The sequence below is a fragment of the Maribacter sp. HS genome (assembly GCF_048059195.1).
Taxonomy (GTDB): domain Bacteria; phylum Bacteroidota; class Bacteroidia; order Flavobacteriales; family Flavobacteriaceae; genus Maribacter; species Maribacter dokdonensis.
Window position 1 is genome coordinate 449,564 of record NZ_JAYLVV010000005.1, and the last position, 18,441, is coordinate 468,004.

Consider the following 18,441-nt stretch of genomic DNA (forward strand, 5'->3'; position numbering starts at 1 on the left):
TAAATTTATTGTAAAAATTCTACGGACCGTATTAGAAATTCTTAGTTTAAAACCATTTTCTTGTGAAAAGCCCTGTTAAGGTTTTTGGACTTACGGTAATGATGAATCTTATTTTTTCACCATAATTTGGTTGAGACACTTCCCATCCGTTGTTAGAGTATACTGGTAGGTAAAGTTCAAAGTAGTCGGTAACCAAATTTAATCTGACACCAGAATCATAAACGAATTTACCGTCAAAATCCCTGTTTTTTACTAAACCGGCATCACCATAAAGCTCAATCCATTTCCAAAGATTAAAGCTTCCGTTCATGGTTGCCATCCAATCATTTGAAAAACGGTATCGTTGATCTAAGAAAGATTTAAACCCGCCTTCTGCGATAATAATTTGCTGACTATAAATACCTGAGTCTTCCGATCTTCCTAAATATCCGTAATCAAACAAGTAATCTGTTGGGCGATCTAAGGCAAAACTGAAAAAGTCCGTTTGGGTTTTATTACTTAAAAATTTACCGGCAAAAAATCTAAGATTTAACTGTCTGTTATTCTCAAATAATTTTCGGTATTCATATTCAAATGAAAGTTTACTGAAATTTCCTGCTAGCTGAAAATCTAAAAACCATGATTTGTAATCCAGTATTCCATTGTCCCTATTGATGTATCTAGCATTAAATACACTATAATCTGGGTTTTCTGGATCGTTGGCCAAATTCTGTAAAGAAGGGTCAAAGTCCCTTAAAATATTTACATACCTAAATGAAAGAAACTCTCTTTTGTTCGATAAGAGATCAGCTGGTCTAAATCCAAAACTTAAAGACGGAGTTATAGATGTGTATCTGGAATTTTCATTGAAATGGGAGGTAGATGCACCAATACCGTAGTTTGCTACATATAATCCACTTTTACTTAAGTACTTTCTGTAGTTGAATTTTCCATAGCCTACAAAAGCTTTTTCTCTAAACGAATAAGACGGGGCAAAGTCATAGACAAAGGGTCTCTCAAGCAAGGTTTTGTTATAAAGTCGCATACCCGGTACCCAGCCATCATACACGTTAAAATTTAAAATGGGAACATAGAATACCTGGTTATAATATGGATTCTCGGCATCTTTAAAAAAGGTAAACTTTAGCTTTTTGTTGCTTGATAAAAAGCCTTTAAGTGATTTCCAATTATCTCGCTGGTTAAACTCAGGAATCTTTTGGTCATAATTAAGAACAAGTCTATCTTCTTGATTGTTGGGTATGCTAAAGGTTTCTTCGAATTCTATATCTTTAAACCAATATTCCGATACTACGGAATCTTTTTTTAAACCAAAAACAGAAATAGGTACGTTGGTTCCTTCCTTGTTCTTAAGGGTAATATGTAGGGAGTCTGCTTCCTTTTTTACTTTCTTGATCTTGAAATCTATCTTACGATCTGTAGAAACATAATCATTAAAAAACCAATTGATATCAACATCGGTTGATCGTTTTAAAATAGACTCAAAATCATGAACTTTTACATTATTTAACTTAAAATACTTGAAGAAGGTTTTTATACTTTCATCAACATGTTCTTTGCCTATATAATCCGCTAAATATGCTAATCCTAGACCTGCCTTGTATTTATTGGCAATTTTTTGATTGAATTTTATTAAAGAATCATTAGAGGTTTCTAATGCTTGATCTAAATTTTTACGAGCAGTTAAATTATAAAGAAAAGAATATTGGTCGTTAAAATCCATTTTGGCCAGTTCAAAACTTCTAAAGCCCCATATTTTAGAAAGTTTGCCCATGAGCTTTTGGTCTGGGTAATATTGCTCTACAAAGGCAATCATTAAATAGTTGGCTATGGCGCTGTTCAACCACTGTTCTTTACGTGGGTTTAAGAACATAGTCTCTTTTAAAATACTATTGATGGCCGTTTTCAAGAATTTCATTTCAAATTGAAATTGTTCTTCATACGGTCTAATGAAAGAGGGGAGTTGGTTTATACCGTAAAGCGGATTTTTGTTATAATCCAGCTCGCTAACCAATATCTTTTCATGAGGGTAGTCACCAAGATTGTTATGTATAAAATTGGCAACCTTGTTAATGGATAGCCCTTGACCTATTGGACTGTATCTTGGCGCTCTAAAATCTGTTAGGAACGTCATGTATGGCGTTCTGTGTGTTATAAAGTTTTTTTGTGGGTTTAGAATGATTTCACCACCACGTTGCAAATTACCTTTTAATTGGGCAAATTGACCATTTGGAAAAGAGGATTCTGATGTTATATCAAAGTTTGAAGCTAAAAAAAGACTGTCTGGAAATTTAAAATTTATGACCGTATTGGTCACGTCCATATATAAATCCTCAATGTTCTTATTTGAGTAAAGGTGCCATTTGCCATCATAAACTGCAGGTGTTAGGTACCAATCTTTTAGATAGTAATCTCCCTTATTATCATAGCCATACGGAGTGTATTTATTTGGCGGTAACTTCACTTTATAAGTGATATGGATTTTGGTAGACTCGCCCGGTGGTAGAATATCTTTTAAGGTAACCTTTACTATATCTTTACCTTCCGTACGGCTCCATTCAAGTCCATTATAGGTTTCGTCGACTACACTTGTAATTGTAGTTTTACCGCGTTCATCTGCTTTTGCCAAATGAAGCGATTTTTTGAATTCTTGAGCAAACCTCTTTGCTAATGCTGTGTTTTTATCTGAATAGGCATTTGCCCAATCGTTGAAATAGATAACACCTAAATTATAGTTAGATTTATTGAAATAGGTGAATTCTTGCTTAATATCCAACTCTTTGGTATACTCGTTTAAACTAACTGTAAGGTTAGTGTTATACTGAGCATAACCAATAGTAATGTTAGTTACTAAGAGAATAATACAGTAAAAGAAAAAGGATTGAAAGTTACGTACCAAGGCTTAGATTAAAAATTAGGACTCATGCTGTGCCCTTTGTAAAAGGAATCGATTATTTCAACTACTTCTTCTTCTGTATCTACTATTTTGATAAGGTTTAAATCTTCCGGACTTATATTGCCCATCTTCAGCATGGTGCCTTTTACCCAGTCCATAAGACCTGTCCAGAATTCACTGCCAACCAATATGATCGGGAACTTACCAATTTTATGTGTTTGAATTAACGTTATTGCTTCAAAAAGCTCATCTAAAGTTCCAAAGCCACCTGGCATTACCACAAAACCTTGAGAGTATTTTACGAACATTACTTTCCTTACGAAGAAATAATCAAAATCCAAGCTTTTATCATTGTCAATATACGGATTGTCATGCTGTTCAAAAGGAAGATCTATGTTTAGACCCACAGAAGTTCCACCGGCAAGATTTGCACCTCTGTTACCCGCTTCCATAATACCAGGTCCGCCACCGGTAATTACACCATAGCCAGCTTCTGCTATACTTTTTGCAATAGAAACCGCCAATTTGTAGTAAGGGTCTTCTTCTTTGGTTCTGGCAGAACCAAAAATAGATACACATGGGCCAATCTTGCTCATACGCTCAAAACCATTTACAAACTCTCCCATTATCTTAAAAATGGCCCAAGAGTCATTGGTTTTTATTTCATTCCAGCCTTTGTGATGTTTTTCTGATCTCATTCGTTTATATATTCTTTTAGATAATTTTTTATCTATTTATTATTTTAATTCTCTCTTTAAAAATTTAGCCGTGTAGCTTTTCTTGTTTTTGGCTACTTGCTCTGGAGTACCTTTGGCAACCAATTGCCCTCCTGAGCGGCCACCTTCGTAACCAATATCAATAATGTGGTCTACCATTTTAATTACGTCCATATTATGTTCAATAACTAACACAGTATTTCCTTTATTGGCTAATTTATTCAAAACTTCCATCAAAACCCTAATATCTTCAAAATGAAGTCCGGTTGTAGGTTCATCTAAAATATAGAAGGTATTACCGGTATCTCTTTTAGAAAGTTCGGTAGCCAATTTTATACGTTGTGCTTCTCCCCCGGATAGGGTGGTGGATTGTTGCCCTAACGATATATATCCCAATCCTACATCTTGGATGGTCTTTAACTTACGATGTATTTTTGGAATAAGTTCAAAAAATGATACGGCTTCGTTAATGGTCATTTCAAGAACATCTGAAATAGACTTGCCTTTATAGCGTATTTCCAAGGTTTCCCTATTGAACCTTTTGCCGTTGCAGGTTTCACATTCCACATAAACATCGGGTAAGAAATTCATTTCTATGACCCTTAGACCTCCACCTTGACAGGTTTCACATCTACCGCCTTTTACATTGAAACTGAATCTACCTGGTTTATAACCCCTTATAGATGCTTCGGTGGTTTTTGCGAACAAAGATCTTATTTCACTGAACACACCGGTGTATGTGGCAGGGTTTGATCTTGGTGTTCTACCAATGGGAGACTGGTTAATGTCAATTACTTTATCTATATGCTCTAGACCAGTTATCTTTTTATAAGGCATTGGTTTTTTAACGCCATTAAAGTAATGTGCGTTCATGATAGGATATAGCGTCTCATTGATCAAGGTAGATTTTCCACTACCTGAAACACCGGTTACCCCGATCATTTTCCCCAGTGGAAATTTTACGGTAATGTTCTTTAAGTTGTTACCTGTGCAGCCAGATAACACAATCTCATTACCGTTGCCTTCTCTTCTTTTTTTAGGAACTTCAATCTCCTTAACTCCCGTCATGTAATCCGCGGTCAAGGTATGCACATGTTTTAATTCTTCCGGTGTTCCTTGAGAAATAATTTCACCACCATTCTTACCCGCTTTTGGACCTATGTCAATGACATGGTCTGCACGCTCGATCATATCCCGGTCATGTTCCACTACTATGACAGAATTTCCTATATCCCTTAAAGATTCCAACGATTTGATCAACCTTTCGTTATCTCGCTGGTGTAATCCAATACTAGGCTCGTCAAGAATATAGAGTACGCCTACCAATTGTGAACCTATCTGTGTGGCCAATCTAATACGTTGTGCTTCACCACCTGAGAGCGATTTAGAACTTCTGTTCAATGAAAGGTAATCTAAACCTACATCTAACAGGAATTGTATTCTTGTGGTAATTTCCTTAATGATTTCTTCGGCTATTTTTAGCTGGTTACCACTAAGTTTTTTGTCTAACCCTTTAAAAAACGATGCAAGTTCAACAATGTCAAAATTTGCCAATTCGGCAATGTTCTTCTCTTCAATTTTGAAATAAAGTGATTCCTTTTTTAGGCGAAAACCTGTACATGTAGGACATGTAATTTTGTCCATATATTCTTTAGCCCATCTTTTGATTGAAGTAGAAGCAGCTTCCTCGAACTGATTTTTTATAAAGTTTGATATACCTTCATAATCTATCTTATAGGTGCGTTTAACACCTAAGGTTTTTGAATCTACATCAAAACTTTCTTTGTCTCCGTTCAACAGAATCTCAATAGCTTCTGCAGGAATGGTTTCTATTGGGTCCGTGATTTTAAAACTATAACGTTCGGCAATAGTTTCTATTTGTTTAAAGGCCCATGACTTTTTGTAATCTCCCAAAGGAGCAATACCACCACCTTTAATGGATAATTTTTTGTTGGGGAATATTTTCTTTTCATTTACCTCGTATACATGGCCTAAACCCTTACAATTGGGGCACATACCCTTAGGGGAGTTGAAAGAAAATGTATTGGGCTCAGGAGTAGGATAGGAGATACCTGTGGTAGGGCACATTAAATCCCTACTGAAATATCTTGGTATATCGGTGCCTTCTTCAAGCACCATTAAAACGTTGTCACCACTATACATGGCGGTATTGATGCTTTCTGATAATCGTTTATGAAAGTCCTCACTTTCTGCAACCTTTAGCCTGTCTATAACGATCTCTATATCATGGGTTTTGTAACGGTCCACTTTCATGCCCTTTACAATGTCCTTTATTTCACCGTCTACCCTGACTTTTACAAAACCTTGTTTGGCTATCTGCTCAAAAAGTTCACGGTAATGTCCTTTTCTTGACTTTATTACCGGTGCAAGAATGTTGATTTTCTTGTCTAGATAAGATTCAATGATCAAGTTTTTAATTTGCTCATCGCTATAGCTTACCATCTTTTCACCAGTATTGTAACTATGCGCATCTGCAGCACGGGCGTAAAGTAGCCTTAAGAAATCATAAATTTCGGTAATGGTACCAACGGTAGATCTTGGAGATTTTGAAGTGGTTTTTTGTTCTATGGCAATTACGGGAGACAAGCCATCTATCTTATCAACATCTGGTCGTTCTAAACCTCCCAAAAATTGTCTTGCATAGGCAGAAAACGTTTCAATATATCGTCTTTGTCCTTCTGCATAAATGGTATCGAATGCCAATGATGATTTTCCACTACCAGATAGACCGGTAATAACGACCAATTTATCTCTAGGTATGGTAACATCTATATTTTTAAGGTTATGAACGCGTGCGCCCTTGACCTCTATGTTTTCTTCAAAATTAATCATGTATTCACAGCAAAGTTGCAAAAGTACGATTTTGAGTGCGAATTACATACGTTACCTTTTAGTTTGAAATGCTATAATCTCTTTAATTTTTAATGCAATACGTATATAATGTTATTTATTCATGAAGAACGAGCAAGGGTACAGATGATTGATGGTTTAATTGTGATTTGGAAGGATTGAAAAATAATTGCTGGAACAGATTTATATTTTTTGCTGCCATGGTAAGCATTTCAACACTATTGTCAGTCAGATAGGTGGTAATGGTTTCTTTAATGTTCAATCCTTGAATTTCTTTGAAGCAATGAAAACCTGTAAACATTTCCTTTAAATAATCATGCAAGTAAGCTTTGTTGGCGATTTGGGTGTTTGAGAAGTTTGTTTTTGCCTGCGTAACATGAACCACGTCTAAGGTCGCATTTGATATTTGTAAAACTTCGGTCAAAGATTTAAGAATGGGGTAGGTGTAGAAAATGTTATAATCCGTTGGAAACCCAATTTTGCTTGGTTTTTTGATGGAGACTTTGTCTGATACCACCAATACATTACATGGTACTTTTGTAATTACATTGACTGTATTGCGGCCAAAAATAGTGTGTTCATAATTTGAAGTGCCTTTTGCACCCATAATAATCAGGTCTATTTTTTTTTCGTCTACGGTTTTTTTAATGATATCGGTAAAGTTGCCATAATCTCTTAATGTGATAAACTGATGTAAAAAGTTAGACTTTAATTGTGCTAATTGATCAAAAAAGAGATTCAGTTTTTTATGTATGGGTAATGATGTACCTATACTATTTTTATTGACAGATTTGTCACTTAATTCTTCAACATATAGTACATAAAAGGTGCATTGGTCATAGCCATACAGGCATGCGGCATATTTTAGCGCATTCCAAGAATTTGCCGAGAAATCAGTAGGAATTAATATGTGTTTCATTCATAAGGCTTACTAGTCAAAAGTAATCCCATATTAAATGCTGGTAAATGATATTTATCAGATTTGAATTAATTTACATATTGTAAGGCCTTTAACTCTATAATTTGAATATTTCTACCTTCAATGACAATGAGTCCTTCTTTTTTAAAACCAGATAGTGTCCGTATTAAACTCTCTGTAGCTATGCCGGCAACACTTGCCAAATCATTCCTGGAAATTCGTATGGGTTCATTTGGCTTGGTATTCATTAACTCGGCAAATTGGAGTAAGGTCTGCGCCGTTTTTCTTCGAACGGAGCTATAGGCCATTTGTAATAATTGGGCTTTGATCATCGAAATGTTTTCAGATAACAACTCCATTAATTCCATAGAGATGTTCTTGTTCTCATTCAGTATTGTTTTGAGGTTATCTTTAGAAATCCCTGCAAGTTCTACTGTTTCTAAAGCCGTGGCAGTCTCTTGGTACGGTACGTTATTTAAAAAAGAGGTGAAACCTAAAAAGTCATCTGCTTTAGACAATGAGGTAATCAACTCTTTACCATCAGTATCCATACTATGGCACTTTACAAGACCTTTTAAAATGAGATAAATCTTGTTTGATCTGGCACCTTCATCATAAATTGATTCCCCTGCTTTAAAACTGGAAACCTCACCATTGTCGTCAAAGAAGTTTTTGAGTTCATGAACCGTACGTATTTCATTATCTGTGACACCATGTTCTTTGGTGCTCTCATCTTGCATACGTTTAATCAATTCTGCTTTTGCAAGTCTACTTTCAATAGCGCTGATAAGATCTTCTTCGTCAAAAGGCTTGGTAAGGTAATCATCTGCACCTAGATCCATTCCTTTCCGTATTTCTTTGTGCTCAGTTTTAGCCGATAAAAAGATAAACGGAATTTGCTTTGTTTTTTCGTTATTAGATAATTGTTGAAGAACTCCATAGCCATCTAATTCTGGCATCATAATGTCGCAAATAATAATGTCCGGCACATCTTCAATGGCTGCATTAACACCTATTTTTCCGTTGGGTGCGGTATTTACGCTATAACCAGCTAATTCTAAAAGTTCTTCCGTGTTTTCACGTAAGGCCTTGTCATCTTCGATCAATAGAATTTGTTTCATAATGTTAGCTGGTTTTTAAATTAGGTATACTTAGTGTAAACGTAGATCCAACACCTATTTCACTGGTGAATTCTAGACTTCCTCCTAAGTTTTCCATATGTTGTTTTGCGATATTAAGACCAATACCGGTACCTTGGGTTAGTAATGCGTTTTCTGCTCTGAAATAGCGATTAAAAATATGCTTCTGTTCTTCTTGGGGAATACCAATGCCTTGGTCAATTACACTAATGATTATGTTAGTATCGTTCAATGTCACTTTAATGGTAATAGTAGTATCTTCAGGAGAGTACTTTATGGCGTTATGTATTAAATTAGATAAGGCCAACTCTAGTGTTTTTTCATCAAAATTGATGTTTAGCTCGTCAATATTTTCTGGGTAATGAATTTGTTGACCAGATTTTAATAACATATTACTATTGTAAACTACTTCGTTTACAATTTTGCTTAGCGGAAATTCTTCTACTTTGTAATTGACTTTGCCGGACTCTAAACGCTCTACAGATAAAAAATCTGTTAGTATGGTGTCTAAATATTTTACTTTACTTTTAATGGTTGCCACATGTTTGTCCCTCTTTGGTTGCTGATCGGTCTGAGTATATTTTCCTAGCAAGGTGATAGAGGTGAGTATACTACTTAAAGGCGTTTTGAATTCGTGCGATACCAATGATAAAAACCTGGTCTTTAATTCGTTGAGTTCTTTTTCTACGGCTAAAGCTTCCGTTAATTGCTGTGTGCGTTCCTCAACTTTTTTCTCTAGATTTTCAGTGTAATTTTTTCTTTCGGTTATATCTAGTATAAATGCTACGAAAACCTTCTTTTTTCCTAATTCGGACAACTGCAAATGAACTTCTACTGGGTAAGTAGAACCATCCTTTCTACCGTGTACCGTTTCAAATTTAACTTTGGGAATTTCATTATTAAGTAATGGGGAAATCAATTTTTTAAAGTTTTCTTCATTGAACTCCGGTTTAATGTCTACCGGGGTCATTTCATACATTTCCGTTATGGTATAACCAATGTTTCTTTGTGCTTCTTTATTGACATTCAAAAACTTGAAGGTTTCTGCATCAAACACAAAAATTTCGTTAAGTGATTCGTCAAAAATTCGTGCCCAATGGCTTAGTTCTTCTTCTTTGTTCTTTCTTTCGGTAATATCGATCACCAAGGCCATAACATAAGTAGATCCGTAAAATTCAAACGGATTTAAGCCGGCCTCTACCGGAAATTCTTTGCCACTTTTAGTAATGCCGTAGAGATTTCTACCGTGTCCCATTTGTCGTTTATCACTATTGGCAATAAACTTGTTTACATGTTTACTATGGTTGGCAAGATATCTTTTGGGTATTAAGATATCCAACGGTTTTCCTAATAATTCCCCCTTTTCATACCCAAACATTTGTTCTGTAGACGTATTGGTGGCCACTACATTTTGTTGGGCATCAACAACAATAATACCTTCTGAAACTCCTTCTGAAAGCAAATTGAAGATATCACTGTTCTTTTGAAAATCTTGCATAGTATCAAATATATAGATTACGACTGATTTTTATCATATATAAAGTGGGTTCTGAGCTGTATTTTCATGGTAAATTCATAGAAAAACTATAAAATGGAAAATACTGCGAAAACAATGAACGGTCTTTATGAGAGCTTAGGAAAGCTTTTTTATGCCGTGGCTATGTGCGATGGTAGCGTTCATAGTAACGAATGGGATAAAGTTAAGGAGTTGGTGAAAGAAGATTGGTTGTACGTTGATGATTTTACGGATCGGTATGGTACGGACGCCGCTAACCAAATTGAAATTGTATTTGATGTTCTTATGGAAACTTCAAAAGGGAGTAAGGAGTGTTTTGGAGAATTTGTGGAATTTTACAAGGAGCATCCACATGCTTTTTCAGATGAGATAAAAGCCTTGACCCAAAAAACGGCCAAGGCTATTGCAAATTCATTTTCAGGTAACAATAAATCTGAGCTAATACTTTTGGCCAAGATCAAATTGTTACTCAACTAATGCTATTTCATTAACTTTTTTATATCTGGGTCTGCGTATATTTTCTGCACCATTTCGCTGTACAAACTGGAGAATGTCGTATTCTCTGCCAAGTTGCCAAATAAAGATTCTTGTTTTATAAATGCAAGTGGGTCTTCATTGGTTTTACTGGCGGCTTGGTGCAGTTGGTCTTGCATGGCATCTATAATTTCTATGGATTCACCATCTTTATTTACGCCTTTATCACTATAATAACACCATGCAGCTATCACTAAAGTTGCATATTTAATACTGCCACCCTTAGCCAGGTTATCTTGAATGGTGGCGATTAAAAATTTTGGAAGTTTTGCCGAACTCTCTGAGCAAATTCTACTAACACTATCCTTTATGTTTGGGTTGGCAAAACGTTCTTGTAGACTGTCCTTATATGTTGTAAGATCAATACCTTCTAGCTTATCTAATACAGGTGTTGCTTCCTTATCCATAAAAGCTCTTAAATAGGTGACAAAAAGATCATCTTCCATACAGGCATTAATGGTTGGATGACCATGCAATGCGCCTAAAATGCCTAGCACGGAATGCCCAGCGTTTAAAAGGCGCAGTTTCATTTTTTCGTACGGTTTTACATCTGGTACAAATTGTACACCTACTTTTTCAAACGCAGGCCGTCCGTTAGAAAAGTTATCTTCAATGACCCATTGTATAAAAGGCTCACAAGTTACGGGCCACTCATCTTTTAGGTTGTAAGTTTGTTCTAAATAGTCAATGTCAGCCTGTGTGGTTACTGGGGTAATGCGATCAACCATGCTGTTAGGAAAGCTCACCTCTTTTTCAATATATGAAGCTAACTCCCCATCTTGTTTGTTGGCAAAAGTTAGCAACATTTCTTTGGCAACATCTCCGTTGTGTTGAATATTGTCACATGACATTACGGTAAAGGCCGGTAAACCGTTCTCCTTTCTTTTTCTAATGGCAGCGGTCAAAAAACCATAAATGGTTTTTGGCTCTTCTGGGTTCGCTAATTCATGTTGCACATCTTTATTCTCAAAATCGAATTCACCTGTAGCCGGATTAAAATTATATCCACCTTCCGTGATGGTCAATGATACTATTTTTGTGTCAGGATGCGCCATTTGGTCAATCACGACATTGGGAGTGTCAAATCCCAATTTAAAATCTATGATAGCACCAATAACTTCAGAATCAATTTTTCCATCCGGATGTTTGATTATTAAGGTGTACATACCGTCTTGCTGTTGCAATACATCATGTATTTTTTGATCACCTTTTCGTAAGCCTATACCACAAATACCCCATTCAGAAGCATTTTCTTTTTCTTGTAATAGATGGTTGTAATATGCTTGGTGTGCTCTGTGGAACCCACCTACGCCAACATGTACAATTCCTGATTTAAGGGTATCTCTTGGATAAGATGGTGTAGGTAATTGTCTGCTTATTTCTGCTAAATTCTTGGAGTTCAACATCGTTTCTTTTGTCATTTTTTAGCTAATATTTTTAGATTTTCCGCGTAATAATGCCGCATAGGCAGTAACAAAGTAAACTACCGTACATATAAACGCATAATAGTAAAAGGTTTCTCTATTTTCAATGTAAATATTTTCGCTTGCACTGCTAAACAATACAATGCCCGCCAAAATTAAGGTTATGATCAAAGCAATGAGCGATACCACCTTTAAGATTTTTGTGAGTAGCGTGGTGTCCTTCACGGGTTTAGTTTCGGTTAAACTTTTTTCTTCTTGGTAGGAAATGATTTTTTCATTTCTTAACCTTTCTTTTTCTTTTTCTTCCGGATATTTATTTTTAGCACCAAATTTACCGGCAAGAACGGTGTAAATGATTATGGTGAAAATCCATGTAGGTATAAATAAATAGAAGAAAGACATTACGTTAAACGCATTTAGCCCAAAACCAAAAACCAAACCTAACCCCCAAGAAACAATGGCGGGTGTGCTAAAGGTTAAATTACGGTAGGCCGACCAATAACGGGTGTATCCTATTCTTGGGAAAATTTGGTGTTCGGCAAATACTATTGCGCCTACAGGTACAACCAACAGACCGGCATATGTAAGTAAGGGCAGAATTTGAGAAAACACAAAAGGAAAACAAGCAATTGCAATGGTAATAAGTCCAACGATAATGGTTGTTTTTTTACGAGAGTGTCTGTGGAATATGGCTTGTGCAGCCAACCCCGCCCTATATAAGTTAGTTATAGCCGTGGTCCACCCGGCAACGATAACAATGACAAATCCGGACCATCCTAAAGCATAGAAGGCAACATCTCCTGGATCTAATTCAACGATAGTTTTACCTATAATCACAGCTGCACCGGCACCCATAATACCAGCTGCGATCCATGCAACAAAATGACCGAACATCATACCCGTACTGGTTGCAAGGCCGTATGATTTCTTTTTAGCAAATCGTAACAAAGCCATATCAATTAAACCAAAGTGGGTAATGGTATTGGCGGCCCATGCAAAGCCAATAACTTCTAATAATCCAATGCCAGGTTCCCCTGCACTGTTGATTCCGGTCCATATGGATTTATCGCCCAATGATATCAATTCGTTCCATCCGCTGGGTAACGTAGTTCCTAAAACATCAAGGGATAATGCAGGTAATAAAACCATAGCACCGCTGGTAAACATTACAAATAACCATGGCGCACATATTCCAGAAAATTCGGATACCGCGTTAAAACCATATAAAGCAATGGATACAACCACCAAACCAACACAAAAAACAATGACCACAAACCACATATTGGTGGGGTACCAATTAAGTTGTGCCGGAATGTCAAAAGCAAAACGTACCGCAGTGGCAGATACGGTAATCATTGCTGCGGATATTACGGAGAAAATAATGACATTGGCCCAATTGTAAAGCTTGGTCATAGAATCCCCCGCAATCTTATTCAGGTAGGTATACAAGCTTAATCTTGTGTCTACGGCGATAGGAGAGGTAATGAACGTCCAGCTTAAGACCGCTAATATATTACCGATCAGAAGCCCTAAAATAATATCCATTGTTTTTGCTCCAAGGGCTACGAAAGTAGCTCCAATAACAAATTCAGTTGCGGCTACGTGCTCGGCGGCATATAGACCGGCAAAATGAGTCCAATCGTGTAATTTATGTTTTGCAACGGGTAATTGCTCTTCGTTTAATTTTTTTAATGCGGAATAATCTTGAGTAGTTGGCATTAGCTGAGTTGGTAGTTAAGTTTGTAATACAATTTATGTAGCATACTGTTCCAAGACTTCGTATGCTTACATCTGTTTGAACAGGGGTGCAATGTATTTAAATTATATACAAACCCCCATATTTTTTAACAATTTTGTAATACAGTTTTGTAACAAATAGGTGCAAATATTTAATAAAATGCCAAAAACACAGTGCTATTTCTGAAAATCAATAAGTTTTAAACCATTATCAAACTTAATGTTGGTCCAATTTACCTTGATCCAAGGAGCATCCGTAACATCTGCATTCCATGTAGATTTTTTATATTGACGTTTAGTGGGAATAAGCATGTCGTCAACTTTTTCATATTCCAATACCATTAAGTTAGGAGTTTCCATAGCTCCAAAATCCGCAACGGTAAATAAGAATTGGTCTACTAGCATTGTATTCTTGTTGATATACAATTGATAGATGTCGGTCGGTTTGGAGTTACCAAAGTCGAACGATACCTTAACAATGTCATAGTTCTTATCATCTACAATTTTCTCCCCTAAATATTCATAAGTTACCCCGGGATCTAATAATTTTTGAAACATGGTAAACCAATAGAAATTAGTAGGTCTATTGAAAGCGACTCTTTTTAGGGCTACAGAATCTTCGATGATATTTCCATTATGCTTTAGCCAATATTCCTGTCCGTTATATCCTTGTTCAATGGGACCATCAAAATTACTTAAGGTTCTCTGGTGTTTTTCATATTTTCCATAAGATAATTCACCGTCAAAAATGTATTTTTCGGTTGTTATATCGGTTTTGCCATCGGGCGTTTGGTAGGTATACGTGTAAACTACATCCTTCTTATTTCTTAAAGTTTTGTAATCACCTACTTTTTCAATCATTTTAGAGACAAGTTCATGTCCTTTGTTTTTATAGGTAGACGTAACAGTTTCCTTATGCTGTACTTTTTTATCGTTTTTACAAGAGAAAGTGAGTATGCTAAGAAAAATTAGGCTTGAAATTTTATAATTCATGATGATAGGTATAGTTTCTTATAATTTGTTTTTGATTACTTAAATGTAACTAGATAAATGTTTTAAGCTTATGATAGGCTGATAAGTCTATCGGCAACCAGTTTCAAGTTTTGTTCATTTATTTCTGGGGTAGGGGAAAGTGGATACAATTGCGCACCTGGTCTACTAATGAATGCTCCTCTCCAGCCAGCCCATAATGCTCCAGAAATATCCCAGCCATGGGCCGCTACCAATAAGCACTCTTCTGGTTTGATGTTCATTTTTCTGGCTGCCCAATTATATGCATCTACATGTGGTTTAAACTTGCCCATATCCTCAATGCTTAAACGTTGATCAAAATACTTGGTGAGTCCTGCATTTTTAAATTGTGTTTCAACACCTTTATTGGATGAGTTTGTGAATGAAACTAAAGTATAGCCGGCATCTTTTAAGCGCTGCAATGAAGAAGCAACTTCAGGGTGTGCGGGTAACGAACGGATAGGATCCACAATTGATTTTTTAGCTTCTTCATGAGTTAAGGTGATACCGTTATTTGCAGCAACCATTTGTAAGGCGGCGGCGCCAATAATGGCAAAATCATTGTATTGATTGGCTACCGTGGAAACCAAAGAGTACTGCAACATGGTTGTAAACCATAGCGGTAACAGGTCGTTTCTGCCGTTAAGGGCTTTGGCTACGCTATCTTTCATGGCGGTTAAATCCAACAAGGTTTCATTGACATCAAAAAAAAGAACTTTGGGTCTAAAGGTCTTTGGTTCTTTTTTATTGGCAAAGCCCATGGCAGGTATTGTTGCACCTGCCGCTCCTAAAATGGTTGATTTCTTAATAAAGTCTCTTCTGTTGTTTTTCATGATATATATAATTATAAAAACATTCTATGTGGTATGTTTTTGGGTAAAAAAATTATTGCTTTATTTGATTTAGGTACATAGATAGCCCATTTAGATATTCGTTGATTACTTCATCATCATCATAAAGTTTTCGAATTCCACGTATACCTTCAAAGGCGCTGATTAAATAAATAGCGGCCGCAGCACTTGAAATATCTTTTTTAATGGTGTTTTCAGACTTTCCTCTTTCAATTAATTCTACGAGTGCCCTTTTCCATTCCTCTATAATATTTTTTAGTGCTTTTTGATATACATTTTCATGATCCCCAATTTCATTGATGAGATTATTTGTGGGGCAACCGTGTTTCTTCTCATACATGGAGAAAGACTTAAGGCTGTTTAAAAAAGTATCTTCTAAAATAGCATATGCATTACCGTTTTGGTAAAGTGGATATACCATTCTTTTTTGAACTCTACGCTGTAATTTTTGGGTAATTACTTCAATGCCTAATTCTTTTTTATTTGCATAATGGTGATAGAAGGCTCCTTTGGTCATCGTAGTTGCCTTCATTATTTTATCAATGCTTGTCGTTTTAAAACCTTCTTCGTAAAACAACTTAAAGGCTTCGTTAAGAATTAGTTGTTTGGAAAGTTCAGATTTTAATGCCTGTTTCATATCGTAAATATGCTTAATAAAATACGGAGTAGAATGTTTTTAATAATGTTTAACGTATTCTTAACTAGAAAATAGTTTGTTCTTTTTGGTTGAAGTAAAAAACGTATTTAGAGAATACTGGTAAAAAAAGAAAGTTAATGATACTAAAAGTATTTCTAATTTAAGTTTAATCTATACTCATTAGGACTCATGGAAGTTTTCTTTTTAAAAATTTTACTAAAATACTGTGGATATTCAAACCCCAAAGAATATGCTATTTCACTAGCACTTTTCTTTGAGTTTAATAGTTTGTTCTTTGCTTTTTCTATGATGTATTGGTGAATGTGATCTTGGGTTCCTTGTCCGGTTTCTTTTCTAAGCAAATCACTCAAGTATTTAGGCGAAATATTCAATGCTTCTCCACAATATTGTACTGTTGGTATACCAAGTTCAATTTGTTTGTTTTGACTGTAGTATTCCTTGAGTAACTTTTTAAAATTTGCTGCTATGTCTTTATTTAAATTGGTTCGTGTATAGAATTGTCTGTCATAAAACCTAACACAATAATTGAATAACAATTCTAGATTAGAAATAATAATGGTTTGACTATGAGTGTCAATATTACCGCTGTATTCTTTTTCAATTTTTTCTACTATTTCAGTTACCGTTTTTCTCTCGTCATCTGATAAATGTAGAGCTTCGTTAGAGGCGTATTCAAAAAAAGTATAGAGGTCTATTTTCTTACCTAGTTCAGATTTTCTAATTAAATCAGGATGAAACATCAGCGTCCAACCCTGGTCTGTTGTGTTAATGTTTTGTTTTTCAAATTCCATTATTTGATCAGGAGCCATGAAAATCATAGAACCTTCTTGGTAATCATATGAATTTCTACCATAGTTTTTAATGGTAAATACACAATTATCTTTTAAACTAATATGGTAAAGTCCTAAAGAGTATTTAAAATTTTCTAGACCAATTTGGTTCCAATTTTCGCCAATTCTTAATACGGAAATTAAAGGGTGTTTTGGTTTGTCCAAACTAAAGTAAGAATGAACGTCTGCAACATTGTTAACTTTAATAATTTCCTTCATTATAAATTACTTAAATATTCTGCCACCAATTGGGGTAGGTGGTAACTGAATCTTTTACTATTATTTCTTGTCCAATTTGGGGTGCAATCACTTTAATATTTAGTTCGGCTGCCTTTGCTTCAACTCTTATAATTGGATCGGTCCATTCATGCAAGGCCAATTTAAAACCTGCCCAATGAATAGGCATTATCTTTTTTGCTTTTACATCTATACCGGCTTGTGCTGTTTCTTCGGGCATCATATGAATATCTGACCACAATTTGTTGTATTGACCACATTCCATCAAGGCAATGTCAAAAGGACCATATTTGTTTCCAATTTCTTTAAAATGATCTGCATAGCCACTATCACCACTAAAATAAATATTTTCGTTTTTTGAGGTTATGACCCAAGAACTCCATAAAGTACTTTGGTTGTTATTTAAACCTCTGCCAGAGAAATGCTGTGCCGGCGTGCAGACAAATTTGAGGGAGCCTAACTGTGTTTCTTGCCACCAATCCAATTCTGTTATTTGTGAATCTGAAACTCCCCAAGATCTAAGGTGGTTACCAACGGCAAGTGGCGTATAAAAATGTTTTGTTTTACCCTTTATCTTCAAAACAGATTCATAATCTAAGTGGTCATAATGATCATGAGAAAAGATTACGGCATCAAATTGTGGTAATTGCTCAATGGCTATTGGGAATTCTTTATTGAATCGTTTTTCTCCTAAAAGTGGGTGAGGAGCTGCAACGGCACCGAACATTGGGTCTATTAAAATATTTTTTCCATCGATCTGTAGTAGAAAAGAGGAATGTCCAAACCAAATTAATCTTGCCTCTCCATCATAATCTGCAATATGTGTAGTATCTAACTTTTTAGGCACCAAATCTTCTTTAGGGCGCCCATTGGGTACTTTGGTGGTAAAAAAGGTATATGCCAAACTTAACTTGTCAGAAAAGGATAAGTCTTCTGGTACCGGTTTTACATTACGGAATTTACCATTGCTAAATTGTTGAGATTTTGAATACGCAAGTTTTTGTTCTTTAGTGCTATTACCCCCAAAACTTGGATAAAAATTGGTAAATGCCAGAATGGCAATAACCAGTAGACCTATTACTGCTAAGGATGTTATCATTATTTT

Annotated in this window: 14 protein-coding genes; 1 reads left to right on the plus strand and 13 read right to left on the minus strand. The window is 35.6% G+C overall.

The features are described from left to right. Positions 1–46: 46 nt before the first annotated feature. From VBZ51_RS14755 to VBZ51_RS14780, 6 genes are all read right to left on the minus strand, one after another. Positions 47–2,896 (minus strand): M1 family aminopeptidase, encoded by a 2,850-nt coding sequence (locus VBZ51_RS14755; protein ID WP_416577421.1) that lies wholly within the window; start codon positions 2,894–2,896, stop codon positions 47–49. Positions 2,897–2,904: 8 nt separating this feature from the next. Next, positions 2,905–3,591 carry a TIGR00730 family Rossman fold protein gene (locus VBZ51_RS14760; protein ID WP_058105885.1) on the minus strand — a complete coding sequence of 229 codons (687 nt, stop codon included), beginning with the start codon at positions 3,589–3,591 and terminating at the stop codon, positions 2,905–2,907. Positions 3,592–3,630: 39 nt separating this feature from the next. Further along, positions 3,631–6,462 carry an excinuclease ABC subunit UvrA gene (gene uvrA, locus VBZ51_RS14765; RefSeq protein WP_416577422.1) on the minus strand — a complete coding sequence of 944 codons (2,832 nt, stop codon included), beginning with the start codon at positions 6,460–6,462 and terminating at the stop codon, positions 3,631–3,633. A 115-nt stretch (positions 6,463–6,577) separates the two neighbouring features. Next, positions 6,578–7,399 (minus strand): universal stress protein, encoded by an 822-nt coding sequence (locus tag VBZ51_RS14770; RefSeq protein WP_058105887.1) that lies wholly within the window; start codon positions 7,397–7,399, stop codon positions 6,578–6,580. Positions 7,400–7,467: 68 nt separating this feature from the next. Beyond that, complete coding sequence (locus VBZ51_RS14775) at positions 7,468–8,520, minus strand: response regulator (protein WP_416577423.1); 1,053 nt, start codon at positions 8,518–8,520, stop codon at positions 7,468–7,470. Positions 8,521–8,524: 4 nt separating this feature from the next. Beyond that, positions 8,525–10,036, minus strand: coding sequence for a PAS domain S-box protein (locus tag VBZ51_RS14780; protein ID WP_416577424.1), 1,512 nt, complete (start codon positions 10,034–10,036; stop codon positions 8,525–8,527). A 93-nt stretch (positions 10,037–10,129) separates the two neighbouring features. Between VBZ51_RS14780 and VBZ51_RS14785 the strand changes: the two genes are divergently transcribed. After that, positions 10,130–10,531: a hypothetical protein gene (locus VBZ51_RS14785; RefSeq protein ID WP_058105890.1), complete on the plus strand. Its 402-nt coding sequence runs from the start codon at positions 10,130–10,132 to the stop codon at positions 10,529–10,531. 2 nt (positions 10,532–10,533) lie between these two features. Here VBZ51_RS14785 and VBZ51_RS14790 read toward each other — a convergent pair whose 3' ends face one another. The 7 genes from VBZ51_RS14790 to VBZ51_RS14820 all read right to left on the minus strand — a co-directional run bounded on the left by VBZ51_RS14790 (position 10,534) and on the right by VBZ51_RS14820 (position 18,435). Further along, entirely contained in the window at positions 10,534–12,009 is a 1,476-nt protein-coding gene (locus VBZ51_RS14790; RefSeq protein WP_416577425.1) for a mannitol dehydrogenase family protein, read from the minus strand. A gap of 3 nt (positions 12,010–12,012) precedes the next feature. Continuing rightward, the gene (locus VBZ51_RS14795; RefSeq protein ID WP_416577426.1) at positions 12,013–13,731 is read right to left on the minus strand and encodes a purine-cytosine permease family protein; all 1,719 of its coding nucleotides are present in this window, start codon (positions 13,729–13,731) and stop codon (positions 12,013–12,015) included. Between the two features lie 195 nt (positions 13,732–13,926). Continuing rightward, positions 13,927–14,742, minus strand: a complete 816-nt coding sequence (locus tag VBZ51_RS14800; protein ID WP_416577427.1) for a hypothetical protein — start codon at positions 14,740–14,742, stop codon at positions 13,927–13,929. 68 nt (positions 14,743–14,810) lie between these two features. Continuing rightward, positions 14,811–15,593: a haloacid dehalogenase type II gene (locus VBZ51_RS14805; RefSeq protein ID WP_416577428.1), complete on the minus strand. Its 783-nt coding sequence runs from the start codon at positions 15,591–15,593 to the stop codon at positions 14,811–14,813. Positions 15,594–15,645: 52 nt separating this feature from the next. Next, positions 15,646–16,248 (minus strand): TetR/AcrR family transcriptional regulator, encoded by a 603-nt coding sequence (locus VBZ51_RS14810; protein ID WP_416577429.1) that lies wholly within the window; start codon positions 16,246–16,248, stop codon positions 15,646–15,648. Positions 16,249–16,403: 155 nt separating this feature from the next. Continuing rightward, entirely contained in the window at positions 16,404–17,318 is a 915-nt protein-coding gene (locus VBZ51_RS14815; protein ID WP_416577430.1) for a helix-turn-helix domain-containing protein, read from the minus strand. Positions 17,319–17,328: 10 nt separating this feature from the next. Then, the gene (locus VBZ51_RS14820) at positions 17,329–18,435 is read right to left on the minus strand and encodes an MBL fold metallo-hydrolase (RefSeq protein ID WP_416577431.1); all 1,107 of its coding nucleotides are present in this window, start codon (positions 18,433–18,435) and stop codon (positions 17,329–17,331) included. Positions 18,436–18,441: the final 6 nt, after the last annotated feature.

What these genes read in the sequence shown, in the direction of transcription:
- VBZ51_RS14780 (WP_416577424.1), bottom strand. Translation starts at nt 10,036, where the DNA reads ATGCAAGATTTTCAAAAGAACAGTGATATCTTCAATTTGCTTTCAGAA.
- VBZ51_RS14785 (WP_058105890.1), top strand. Translation starts at nt 10,130, where the DNA reads ATGGAAAATACTGCGAAAACAATGAACGGTCTTTATGAGAGCTTAGGA.
- VBZ51_RS14810 (WP_416577429.1), bottom strand. Translation starts at nt 16,248, where the DNA reads ATGAAACAGGCATTAAAATCTGAACTTTCCAAACAACTAATTCTTAAC.
- VBZ51_RS14800 (WP_416577427.1), bottom strand. Translation starts at nt 14,742, where the DNA reads ATGAATTATAAAATTTCAAGCCTAATTTTTCTTAGCATACTCACTTTC.
- VBZ51_RS14795 (WP_416577426.1), bottom strand. Translation starts at nt 13,731, where the DNA reads ATGCCAACTACTCAAGATTATTCCGCATTAAAAAAATTAAACGAAGAG.
- VBZ51_RS14820 (WP_416577431.1), bottom strand. Translation starts at nt 18,435, where the DNA reads ATGATAACATCCTTAGCAGTAATAGGTCTACTGGTTATTGCCATTCTG.
- VBZ51_RS14760 (WP_058105885.1), bottom strand. Translation starts at nt 3,591, where the DNA reads ATGAGATCAGAAAAACATCACAAAGGCTGGAATGAAATAAAAACCAAT.
- VBZ51_RS14775 (WP_416577423.1), bottom strand. Translation starts at nt 8,520, where the DNA reads ATGAAACAAATTCTATTGATCGAAGATGACAAGGCCTTACGTGAAAAC.
- uvrA (WP_416577422.1), bottom strand. Translation starts at nt 6,462, where the DNA reads ATGATTAATTTTGAAGAAAACATAGAGGTCAAGGGCGCACGCGTTCAT.
- VBZ51_RS14770 (WP_058105887.1), bottom strand. Translation starts at nt 7,399, where the DNA reads ATGAAACACATATTAATTCCTACTGATTTCTCGGCAAATTCTTGGAAT.
- VBZ51_RS14815 (WP_416577430.1), bottom strand. Translation starts at nt 17,318, where the DNA reads ATGAAGGAAATTATTAAAGTTAACAATGTTGCAGACGTTCATTCTTAC.
- VBZ51_RS14790 (WP_416577425.1), bottom strand. Translation starts at nt 12,009, where the DNA reads ATGACAAAAGAAACGATGTTGAACTCCAAGAATTTAGCAGAAATAAGC.
- VBZ51_RS14805 (WP_416577428.1), bottom strand. Translation starts at nt 15,593, where the DNA reads ATGAAAAACAACAGAAGAGACTTTATTAAGAAATCAACCATTTTAGGA.